This is a genomic window from Paenibacillus jepli (assembly GCF_047238105.1).
In the GTDB taxonomy this organism is placed as follows: Bacteria; Bacillota; Bacilli; order Paenibacillales; family Paenibacillaceae; genus Paenibacillus_D.
The window spans coordinates 5,053,816-5,065,284 of the sequence record NZ_JBDFMD010000001.1; the positions used below are offsets into that span (position 1 = coordinate 5,053,816).

Sequence of the window (11,469 nt, forward strand, 5' to 3'; positions counted from 1 at the left end):
TCCATTCATTCCAAATCCGGCAGCTTGTAGCGTCCTGCGGAACGGACGTTAATGTTGACATCAAGGCGTTCGATGGAGTCCTCTGTCAGAACGAAGCGTTGTCCGCCGGACGTTAGCTTGCGCCATACTTCTGGCTGCTTGCGGTATAACGTATCGCCCAATTGCAGCACATCGGCTTGGATGGCGAGACCATGCCGGTACGTACGTAGGATGCTGTCCTTCACAATGGTGCTTGCCAGCTTTTCGACCTCCTTCGTATTCATCGGCTCATCGAGCTCCAGCAGCGTTCCTGTAAGGCTGACTTTAATGCGGAATTTCATGGTATCGTTCTGCACAACCGGCTGTATCTTAAACTTGGGCTTATTCAATTGTACGGATGCGTCGGCATACTGATCCTCCAATAGCATGGGCGCCGTGATCGTCTGCTTGTTCAGCCACTGGTATCCGTACAATTGTTCCACAGAAAGCCAACCGTCCCATTGCTCCCCTGATAGGAAGAAAGCGCCATCTATGACGAGCATGGGGTGCAGCTTGCCGTTCTCGTTCCACTGGGTTTTATTCAGAGCAAGCGTCGGCAAATAGGTGGTCATGCCCGGTTCGCGTGTCTCGGACATAAAGCGGAGCAAGGTCTGTGGCGGCAGGATCGAATGCTGGATATACGAGCTTTCCGGTTCATGCAGGATCGAGACGAGCGGAGTTTGCTTGAAGAAAGGAGTCGCCAGCAGCAGATCCTCCATAGATTCTCTGGTTCCATAGTACCAGACCTGGCTGCGTGTATCCTGATATCGGTTAATCGTTTCAAATAGCTGCGTATCCCGGTTTTTCAATGCTCGTTCAGATATGATATATGCGGTGGCGTGTCCCCAGGAGACGGTTTGCTGCGACGATTTGAAGAAGGAACTAAAAGCCAAATTCAATGTTTTCCCGGTACCTTTGCCAACCCATACCCCAGGCTCGCCGCTTTGCTTGCCGCTTGTAACAGAGCTGGATATAGCGGAGAAGTCAAGCGCTTGGACGTAGGTAACATATTCCCCGTCGATATAGTCAATCCCGCAAGCCGTAATATAATTGATATACTGTACTTCCTTCACATCCCAGCAGCCGGCCAAGGGGAGCAGTGCTGTCAGCAGCAGGGTTGCTTTTGCAAGAGCGTGCAGCCATGCGACGAGACGCCGATTGCCCCGCCTCATGACTCGGTCTCGCTTTTGTCGGGTTCTTTGGTACGCAGTGCCGCAGGGCGTTGCTTGTAAGCCATCCTCGGCAGCTTGAAGATTGCTTTGGGCAGCTCACGCAGATTGAGCGGTGAGATGGGGGATAGATAAGGCACACCAAAGGAATGCATGCTCGCCAGATAGATGAGCAGCAAGAGAAAACACATGAAAAAGCCGAATAACCCAATAGTGGCCGAGATAAAAAACACGGCAAATCTAAGGGTGGCAAGAACCCCTCCCAAGGTCTGGTTGCCGATCGTGGAAGAAGCGACGATCGTGATGGCCGTGACGACGACCATGGTAGGTGAGATCAAGCCTGCGCGAATCGCTGCATCGCCGATGATCAAGCCGCCAACGACGGTTAAGGTTTGACCGATAGCTGAGGGCAAGCGGGCACCGGCTTCGCGGAAAATTTCCATTAGAATCAAGATGAACAGCATCTCTTGAGCCGCTGAGAAAGGCAGTCCCAGCCTGGAATTCGTAATGGTTGCCATGAGAGGGAATGGCAGTTGATCATGATGAAAGTTGTTGAGCGAAATGAAAAAGCCAGGCAGGAAGATCGAGATGAAAAAGCCGATCAGACGCAGAAGTCTCCCGAAGGCGACTGACAGGAAGGGGAAATGAGCATCCTCCGGACTCTTCAGCAGCAGCGGCAGGGTAGCAGGAGCGATAGAGGCCGTAGGGTTGCCATCCAGCAAAATAATAAATCGACCGTCAATGAGACATTGCGAGATGAAATCCGGACGACCGGAATGCGCGAGCAGCGGAAATAACCCTAAGTGAGAGTTGTTAAGCATATCCTCCAAATGAGCCAAGGTGAGAACAGATTCATGCGAAATGTTATTCAGCCGGTTGCGAATGTCCTGGATTAACTGGTCTTGCGTCACATCTTTCAGGTACAGCAGCGCGGTCTTGGTTTGCGATCGGGTGCCGAGTTCCCAGAGCTCGCAAGCAAGTGTCGTCGAGCGGATCCGTTTGCGGACTAAAGCCAGATTCTGCTCGATGTTTTCCGTAAAGCCATCCTTAGGCCCTCTTATGGATACTTCTATGTTGGATTCTTCAGGAGATCTCCCGGGAATGTCGGCAATGTCGAAAAAGTAAATCTTTCCGGTTTCCTCGAAATAAAGGATGAGATTGCCTGAAAATACGAGTGCGCCGATCGCTTCCTCGGTCTGCTGCTCAATCTGAAGTTCGACGAGTTCAATCGGCAGCAGAGGAATCGTTTCGTTCATTTTCAGAGGCGTATTCTGCAGAGGCGGCAACACGAGCTGCGTGATTTTGGTATTATCGATCATGCCGTCCGAGTAGATCAGCAACACATGGCTGCTATGCGTTTCCTTGCCGACTTGATGGGACATGAGCTTGACATCTCCGCAGTCGGCGAACCATTGGCGCAGCACAGCTTCATTAACCGGATGGGCTGTAGTAGTCATAAGGATCTATCCTTTCTGTGACGAAAGATGAGCATCATCAACCCCAGCAGTAAGGTGAACGATAAAGAGACACTCAGGACAAAAGGAAACTGCATCTGTTGCAGAAAAATCTCAACTGCTGCCCGAGTGGCGCCGACTGCAAGAATAATCAGCAAGAAACTGCCGATCGCCAATGTGGCAAGTAACCGGTGCTTCATCTTCTGCAGGTTCCAGAGCTCAAGACTGAGGTAGGTGGCTAAAGCAATGCGTACATAGGCGCCGCTCAACCATTGGAAAATACTGAGAAAGTCGACATGCTCAATGAATCGACCGATCTTCACAAGCCGCCACTGCTCATAGGCGGGATCTCGCTGAAGTGCGGCTTCAAATGGCCCGAATTCGGTGATCGCACCTATCGTGGGACCGATGATGAGACCAATCAGCAGGAAGCCCAGCAGCAGCAGCTGCCAGTAGCGGATCTGTCCTTTAACCCTGTGGCGAATAATAAGGATGATCCATAACTCCAACAGGCCCCCTGCCACATGGACCATGCCCTGCCAGACCGGGGTCCAGCCATGCTCCAGGATGGGGAACAGATACTTGTAGTCTTTGTACTTGTGGTTGGTGAAGGAGACAAAGTAGCCAAGCACGCTAACCATAGGGAGCAGCACGCCGGACGTGATGGCAAGCGGCCCGATGCCCAGCACGGCGACGGTACCGCTAACGATGAGACATATAGCTGCGAGGACGACCGTCGGGGTCGTTTGCAGATAAGTCGAGTGGGTCCAGTTGACGGTATCAAACAGCGTAGTGATCCCCATGAACAGCGTAACCAGCGACAGGACAATTCTTATAATCCAGGAGATCGCCCGGCCGAAGTGTTTATCCAGCCAATCGTTGAAGGAGAAGGGGGAGATCCGCTTGAGGATAAAGTGAAGAAGTGCAAGCCATAGCGCCAGTATCGGCAAGAAGATCATCGGCACGAGCCATGCATCCCGCGCAGCGGCGCCGAGCAGCATCGGGATGACCATGACATGATTCATCATGCCCAGACTAAGCAGGAGAATGAAGAAGAGGGACAGTATATGAATGGGCCGGGAATTATTCATATGACAGGAACCTCCAATACAAAAACAGGCTGTATGTGGAGTATGTGCATTTCGTGGAATTTTACTCTGAATGAACCAGCTGCTAGGCGGATGGCAGCTTCCATACGGTGCCGAGCCTTGTATTACGGATGGAGAACCGTCACTATAGTGTTGGGCCAGCGTCGCCCCCGATCGCGAGATGCCCGGCATGATGCCGTGATCTCGTTAATCATTGCTTATGAACCATCGCCATCCCTGCAAGGTAGCCTAAGGCAAACGTCAGAATACTGCCGAAGATGGACAAAGCAATGTAAGCCAAGGCTGTTTTGTACTCCCTCTCCCGAATCAGCTCCATGGCCTCCATGCTGAATGTGGAAAAGGTTGTAAAAGCACCGAAGAATCCCACAGCTATACCTAAAAACCACTTGTCCGCATACGCGTCAACAAAGAGATGTTGAACATAGGAGCCCCAAAAGAGGCCCAGCCCGAGCGCGCCGATGAGATTGACCGTAAGCATCGCAGCGGGAAGCGGAGGATGGGGGTAACGCCTCATGATGGCCAGACCGAGCACATAGCGGGCCACGGCTCCGAGGCCTCCGCCCAGCGCCAATAGGAATATACTCATGCGTTACCCGCCTTTCGTGCTCGAACCGCCGCCTTTTGCCCCGCGTGATAACCAACCGTCCACCCGCAGAAGGCCAGAACAATACCGCCGAACAGGGATCCGCCAACATACAAAAGCAACATGCTCGGCGAGCTGTTTTGGGCCAATAGGACGGTATCAGCAGCCAGCGTGGACATGGTTGTGAAGCCGCCGCAGAACCCGACGCCCAAGCCCGCTTTCAACCATGGCTTCGCCCGGGTATGGAAGAACCACCCGCTCAACAGCCCCAGCAGCATACTTCCTGCCAAGTTCTCCATAACCGTTCCGATGGGAAAAGCCGCAAATAACGTGTGCACATTGAGCAGGTACCGGAACAGAGTGCCGAGGGCGCCGCCTGCTCCAATGGCCACGAGGGTTGAACCGGTGTTTTTCAAAGCATTTTCCTCTCCCCTTTTGGTAAATTCAGGTGCATCTGCACAGCCGGCATGATCGGATGAATTATTGCAAAAAAACAGACTCCTGCCAGGAATATTGTTCTCTGGTAGGAGTCATTGCCCTTACGGCAGTTTGGCGAACCCCTTCGCCCTTCTACTATACGCCATTCTATTCAAGTCGGCAATTTTGCCCTCTGCAGCAATCAACCGGGAGCAGTGCATCGGTTAGCTTCAAGAGCAGGAAACCGAAACAAGCGGAACCATGAGCAATTGATGCGGGAGGATTCCCTGTATTGTACGCTTGTTGCTGACGAGCCGCGTGAGCCTCAATATTCGTATAGCGATGTCTGAATCGGTTAGTAGGTACAGATGAGCCCAGACGATATAATGAGGGATATCATACGATCGGGGGCGTTGCACATGGACCAATCTAACTTAAGTTTCGAGACGAGATGTATAAGCGCGCTTGAGAAAGTATTTGCCGACGAGGCGTTGCAAGCGGATACCTGCACGCATGGCACTGCGCTCATCGGAGAGACCTACTCCTTCCAGATAGCCTTTCGTGCGCAGCGCACGATCAAACTGATGAAGCTGCGAATTGAATCCTCGCTTGATGCCTCACTATTCATTCGCTCGGTTGGACTTGTCCCATCCGAGCTGCCTTGTTATACAGAGCATGACGACAACGTGCTGCGTACAACGCCGGGCCTGTACCCGGATCCGTTATATCCGGTCGAGGACGCCCCGCCTGTTGCCTTGGCCCGGCAATGGCGGTCGATCTGGGTGGGCGTCAAGCTCCCCGAGGACATCGGGCCGGGCACTTATCCGGTTGGGATTGTGTTTGAGGACGAGCAAGGAGCGGTCCTCGGAGGGGAGACATTCACCCTGGAAGTGCTGCCTGCGAAGCTCCAGCCTCAACGTCTGATCCATACAGAATGGTTCCACGCCGATTGTCTGGCGGTGCAATACGGTGTAGAAGCATTCAGCGAAGCCCACTGGACATTAATCGATGCCTATGTGCGCAAGGCTGTAGAATATGGCATGAACATGATCCTGACGCCGTTATTCACGCCGCCGCTGGATACGGCAATCGGCGGCGAGCGTCCAACCGTGCAGCTCGTGGATGTCGAACAACTGGTGGACGGGCTATATCGGTTCTCCTTCGACAAGCTGCTGCGCTGGATTGCTTTATGCTCGGAGGCGGGCGTCCAATACTTCGAATTCTCCCAACTGTTCACGCAATGGGGCGCGAAGCATGCGCCGAAGATTATGGCAACGACACCAGAGGGCATGGTGCGCATATTTGGCTGGGATACGGATGCGGCCGGACCGGAATACGCAGGATTTCTGGAGCAGCTGCTGCCTGAGCTTACACGTCTCCTGGACGAGCATGGCTTGCGGGAGCGCAGCTGCTTCCATCTATCGGATGAGCCGAGCGCCCAGCATCTCTATTCCTATCGAGCGGCAGCCGCTGTTGCATTGAAGCATCTGGAGGGCTTTACGGTCCTGGACGCCCTGTCGGACTACAGCTTCTACGAACAAGGCCTGGTGCGCAAGCCTGTGCCTGCCGTCGATCATCTGGACGCCTTCCTGGAGCGAGGTGTGCCTGATCTGTGGACGTATTATTGCTGCGCCCAATCGAGAGAGGTGGCCAATCGGTTCTTCAACATGCCTTCTGCGCGCAACCGTATCCTGGGCATTCAGCTGTACAAATATCAGATTACAGGCTTCCTGCACTGGGGCTATAACTTCTGGTTCTCGCAATATTCCAAGGTTCCTGTCGATCCCTTCCGGGTGACGGATGCGGGTCTGGCCTTTCCTTCGGGCGATCCGTTCCTTGTCTACCCGGGGCCGGACGGTCCGATTGAGTCGATCAGGCTGCTCGTGCTCCACGATGCGCTGCAGGATCTGCGTGCGCTGCAGCAGCTGGAGAGACTTGTGGGTCGGGAGAGGGTGCTGGAGCTGCTGGAAGAGGATATGGAGGAAGAGCTGACATTGAAGCAATATCCTCGCGATCCGAAGTGGCTGTTAGATAAGCGGGAACGGGTGAATCGGCTGATTGCGGAGCAGTCGATGCTGTTGAGCGAGTGAGATGCGAGGGAAGATTGAGGAGGCGGTGACATGGGAGATATCAAAGTATTGTTCTGGTTCGATGTGGAGGATTTTATCAACCCCCAATCGGAGGAGGCGCTGGTCGGCATCCTGGATCTGCTGGACAGCCGCGGCATCGCAGGTATTTTCAAGTTTGTAGGCGAGAAGATCCGCCAGCTGGAGGCGCACGGGCGCACCGATATTATAGAGCGGCTCTCCAGACATGAGGTCGGTTATCATACGAATTGGCATAGCGTGCCTCCGGTCGTGACGGAATATCTGGAGCCGCTGGGATTCCGGGAAGGGACCGATGAATTCGAGCGCAGAGAGGAAGAAGGCCAGCGCGATCTGGAGCGCATATCGGGGCAGCCGGTGATCTGCTACGGCCAGCCGGGACAGGCATGGGCGCCGCAAGTCTTTCCTGTACTTGCCAAGTGGGGCATACGGACTTATATCGACGGTCACGACCAGATCTCGCTGAATCAGCGCCCGTTCTGGTACGGCGGTCTGCTCAATCTGACTTCGCTTGTGGGACTGATGGGAATGCCGCTTGAAGAAGGGGCATTGGAGCCGGCCAAGCGCAGATTTGACGAATTATGTGAGATGCAGAAGGACGAAGACATCGGCTTGATCAGCATCGTCTATCATCCGACGGAATTTGTGTTTGCTGAATTTTGGGACGCGGTCAATTTCTCCGGCGGCAAGCATCCTCCCCCATCGGCGTGGGTGAAGCCGGCGGCGCGGCCGGCGGGCGACATGCAGCGATATCTGGATATGCTGGGAGAATTCGTGGATTATACATTATCACGGGAGGGTGTCAGTTACGTAATGACCGGACAACTGCTCGCGGTGGAGCGGACGGACAATCGCGCCTTGAGCGATGAGGAGGTTCGCCGTTTCGCGGGGCTTATCGGCGATCAGCTGAACTTTGTTGTTGATGGTACGCGTAATTTATCCGCTTCCGAGCTGTTTTGGGTATTTCGCCAGCATTTGCTGGGGGAGGAGTCGATCCCTCAGCTGGTGTATGGTCCGGAACGGGAGATAGGCGATGAACTGCCGGGGACCGTGCCAGGCGAAACAGTTGAAGCCTCGCAGGAATCGCAGGAAGTGCAGCGGGTCACTGCACAAGACGGGGGAGCGGCTCGTGTTCAGCTCCCTGGGTTGTATGTGCAGGATCTGCTGAATGCACTCAAGGATGAACTGCCAACCGTGTGCGGTTTTAGGCAACTGCCAGATTTTTTCGTAGTGGGAGGCCATAAGGTAAGTCCGGCCACGATGACTTGCACGATGGCGGCGGTCATCCGGGAAGGACGCCAGGCGGAGGCTCCGCTGCAATGGATATCCGGGCAACTGGCTGCCGGGCGCTATTCGTCGACGTCCGGGGAGTGGACCAAATGGTGGCCGATCTTCACCCCAGATCTGAAGGTGCCGGGCATATTGGAGCTGGCGAGGCTGCAGACGTGGACATTGAAGCCGGCACTGCTCTAGGGCGGAAGATAAGGAACGGGTAGACCGGTGGGCTGGTGAAGGAGTCGTACCGTAAGCCATCATTTGGGCGGGAGGCTGTTCCGGCTCGGCAGGCTGCAGTTCGCGTGGCTTTGGTTCCGATGGTGGCCGATGAAAAGGAGATGTAACGATACAGCGAGGGGTCAGCTGCGATGCGGCAGACCACCTCCGGAAGGAGTGAGGTAATGAGATTATTAGTACTTGATCTGGATTCTACAAGACCTGATCATCTGGGCTGCTACGGGTATCACCGCGATACTTCGCCTCATATTGATTCTATTGCCGAGCAAGGTGTGCGATTCGACAATTACTATTGTACCGATGCGCCTTGCGCGCCGTCGCGGACCGCCTTCATGTCGGGCAGATTCGGCATTCATACGGGCTTAGTCGGGCATGGCGGCACAGCGGCCTACTATCGTCAAGAGGGGGCTGGGAGAGCATTTACGGATGCGCTGGCTCAGCACAGTCTCCCGGGCTTTTTGCGGCAGTTGGGTTACCGCACGGCATGTATCAGCCCGTTCGCCAGCCGTCATGCCGCCTGGACCTTCAACGCCGGCTTTCATGAAGTGTACGACACGGGCAAGCATGGGATGGAATCCGCGGGCGATGGGTGATCGTCATCACAGCTGATCATGGCGAGAATATGGGGGAGCTTGGCATCTACGGTGAGCACGGGACGGCCGATCAGGGGACGTGTCGAATTCCGATGATCGTGCGGTGGCCGGGTGGAGCGGAAGGCGCTGTTATCCAAGGCCTTCATTATCATATCGACTTTCTGCCGACCTTGGCAGAGATGCTGGGCACCGAGCCGATGAACATGTGGGATGGACGCAGCTATGCCCCGGCGATTCAGCAGGGCAGCGAATGCGGCAGGGAGTACCTGGTACTGGGCCAATGCGCCCATGTATGCCAACGCAGTGTCAGATTCGGAGATTGGCTGTATCTGCGCACGTATCATGACGGCTATCATTTATTTCCCAAGGAAATGCTGTTCCATGTGAAGGACGATCCGCATGAGCAATTCGATGTCGCGCTGGAGCGGAGAGAGCTATGCCAAGAAGCGGTGTACTATCTGAATGAATGGCATGACGAAATGATGAGCACGATGCCCTTCGATACGGATCCGCTATGGACGGTGATGAAGGAAGGCGGACCGTTCCATGCCAAGGGACATCTGCCGGCGTATGTGAAACGGCTGGAGGCAACCGGCAGGGGCGAGGCGGCAGCGGAGCTGCGAAGGCGGCATCCTTATGAATGGGAGGGATAGGAGTCATGAAGCCTAATGTTCTGTTGATTACGGCAGATGATCTGAATTATGATTCTGTAGGCGTCTACGGATGTCCGGTCGAGGGCAGTACGCCGAATATCGATCGACTGGCAAGGCAGGGGATCCGGTTCGAGCATGCCCATGTCACAATTGCTGTCTGCCAGCCTTCCCGCTCCGCGATGATGACGGGCCGGTATCCCCATCGCAACGGGGCCTGCGGCTTCCAGCCAATTCGCGAGGATGTGCCGACGCTGACGGAGCAGCTGCACGCTGCGGGCTACCTGAACGGCATCATTGGCAAGGAGGATCATCTGGCGCCCAGACATAAATTTTGCTGGGATGCCTATACTCGCACGATGGAGGAGGAAAGCGGTCTGGGCCGTTCGCCACAGGTGTATTACAGGCATGCCCTGCAATTCATGAATCAGGCGGGGGCGGATGGCAGGCCTTTCTTTCTCATGGCGAACTCGCATGACCCGCATCGCCCGTTCGCAGGCAGCGATCAGGAGAGGGAACAATTCGGCCACCATACGGAGGCGGAGAGAATCTACCGTCCCGAAGAAATCGAAGTGCCGCCCTTCCTTCCGGATGTGCCTGATGTTCGCAAGGAGGTGGCCCAGTATTATACTTCCGTTCGCAGACTGGACGATACCGTTGGCGCCTTATTGCAGGCACTGCGCGATTCCGGCATGGAGGAGCAGACAGTTGTCATTTTTTTGAGTGACAACGGCATGGCGTTCCCTTTTGCGAAGACGAACTGTTACCTGAACAGCACCAAGACGCCCTGGATCATGCGATGGCCCGGCGAGATCAAGCCAGGCACGGTAGATCGCCAGCATATGATTGCCGGGATCGACTTGATGCCGACAGTGTTGGAGATCGCCGGGCTGCCGCACCCTGTGGGGCTCGACGGCCGTTCCTTCCTGCCTGTGCTTCGTGGGGAAGCCCAATCCGGCAGAGAAGGGATATTCACGGTCTTCCATCGCACAGCCGGGGACAAGGCCTATCCGATGCGCTGTTATCAGAACCGGAGCTGTGGCTATATCTATAACGCGTGGTCGGATCAGCATGTCCGGTTCGAGAACGAATCACAGAGCGGGCTGACCTTCCGGGCGATGGAAGAAGCGGCAGACGATGACCTTGCGGTGCGAGAACGTGTGAGGTTGTTCCTGTATCGGACCAAAGAGGAATTCTACGACTTGCAGTTGGACCCGCACGCCTTAATGAATCGGATCAACGATCCTGCATATCAGGAACGTATAACAGAGCTGAGGCAAGGATTATTGCGGCATATGATGGAGTCGGGCGACGATCTGCTTCATCGCTTCGAACGCGAGGTCACCTAACAGGATGAAACCGGATCCCCTGGGTCCGGTTCGTTGTGGTGCTCATTTATATCGTATATGATTCCTGGGAGTCAGGCTAGAAAAAATGCGGCATTAGCGGCAGAAAGGGTCGTTGGAGGAGCTCAAGCCGTAGATTGCGACGCAATAGCGGCAGAAAAGGTCGTTGGAGGAGCTCAAGCCGTAAATTGCGGTACAATAGCGGCAGAAAGGGTCGTTGGAGCAGCTCATGCTGCGATCTCGTGGCACTAGCGACTGGTCCGACCGTTCACCGCACACATATATCAGCTTAGAATTCTCCGGAATGAAACGCATTTCGCCGTGTGCTTACGAAGCTAGTTTTGCTTTGCAAAACTCCTAGGCGAAGCCGCTTCACCTTGACTAATCGATAGGTCACTAACCGATATTGACTTAACTATCTGAATAGGACAAGGTCCTTAGGGCCGGCGATGGAGGAATGGTGTAGATCATCATCATCGGTTTGCTATTGTAACAAGTTGATAAGAGACCGCT

General features: G+C 54.7%; 10 protein-coding genes and 1 riboswitch. Of the genes, 5 read left to right on the top strand and 5 right to left on the bottom strand.

Annotation, left to right across the window (positions count from 1 at the left end):
- Nucleotides 1–5 precede the first annotated feature (5 nt).
- The 5 genes from ABC336_RS21705 to ABC336_RS21725 all read right to left on the bottom strand — a co-directional run bounded on the left by ABC336_RS21705 (nt 6) and on the right by ABC336_RS21725 (nt 4,749).
- Complete coding sequence (locus tag ABC336_RS21705) at nt 6–1,190, bottom strand: Ger(x)C family spore germination protein (RefSeq protein ID WP_413240616.1); 1,185 nt, start codon at nt 1,188–1,190, stop codon at nt 6–8.
- The gene (locus tag ABC336_RS21710) at nt 1,187–2,611 is read right to left on the bottom strand and encodes a spore germination protein (protein WP_413240617.1); all 1,425 of its coding nucleotides are present in this window, start codon (nt 2,609–2,611) and stop codon (nt 1,187–1,189) included. Before ABC336_RS21710 ends, ABC336_RS21705 begins: the two co-directional genes overlap by 4 nt.
- Nucleotides 2,612–2,640: 29 nt before the next feature.
- On the bottom strand, nt 2,641–3,732 hold the full coding sequence (locus tag ABC336_RS21715; RefSeq protein WP_413240618.1) for an endospore germination permease: 1,092 nt from the start codon (nt 3,730–3,732) through the stop codon (nt 2,641–2,643).
- Between the two features lie 208 nt (nt 3,733–3,940).
- Nucleotides 3,941–4,336, bottom strand: a complete 396-nt coding sequence (gene crcB, locus ABC336_RS21720) for a fluoride efflux transporter CrcB (RefSeq protein ID WP_413240619.1) — start codon at nt 4,334–4,336, stop codon at nt 3,941–3,943.
- A complete protein-coding gene (locus ABC336_RS21725) occupies nt 4,333–4,749 on the bottom strand; it encodes a fluoride efflux transporter FluC (protein WP_413240620.1) in 417 nt (138 codons plus the stop codon). The genes crcB and ABC336_RS21725 overlap by 4 nt, the downstream gene beginning before the upstream one ends.
- Before the next feature lie 101 nt (nt 4,750–4,850).
- A riboswitch (Fluoride riboswitch) is annotated at nt 4,851–4,909 on the bottom strand.
- Between the two features lie 260 nt (nt 4,910–5,169).
- Here ABC336_RS21725 and ABC336_RS21730 point away from each other — a divergent pair.
- The 5 genes from ABC336_RS21730 (at nt 5,170) to ABC336_RS21750 (ending at nt 10,959) form a co-directional block, all read left to right on the top strand.
- Nucleotides 5,170–6,840, top strand: a complete 1,671-nt coding sequence (locus ABC336_RS21730) for a DUF4091 domain-containing protein (protein WP_413240621.1) — start codon at nt 5,170–5,172, stop codon at nt 6,838–6,840.
- A gap of 30 nt (nt 6,841–6,870) precedes the next feature.
- Nucleotides 6,871–8,328, top strand: coding sequence for a polysaccharide deacetylase family protein (locus ABC336_RS21735; protein ID WP_413240622.1), 1,458 nt, complete (start codon nt 6,871–6,873; stop codon nt 8,326–8,328).
- Between the two features lie 203 nt (nt 8,329–8,531).
- Entirely contained in the window at nt 8,532–8,960 is a 429-nt protein-coding gene (locus ABC336_RS21740; protein WP_413240623.1) for a sulfatase-like hydrolase/transferase, read from the top strand.
- Nucleotides 8,957–9,613: a sulfatase family protein gene (locus ABC336_RS21745; protein WP_413240624.1), complete on the top strand. Its 657-nt coding sequence runs from the start codon at nt 8,957–8,959 to the stop codon at nt 9,611–9,613. The genes ABC336_RS21740 and ABC336_RS21745 overlap by 4 nt, the downstream gene beginning before the upstream one ends.
- A gap of 5 nt (nt 9,614–9,618) precedes the next feature.
- A complete protein-coding gene (locus ABC336_RS21750) occupies nt 9,619–10,959 on the top strand; it encodes a sulfatase family protein (RefSeq protein WP_413240625.1) in 1,341 nt (446 codons plus the stop codon).
- The last annotated feature ends 510 nt before the right edge of the window (nt 10,960–11,469 follow it).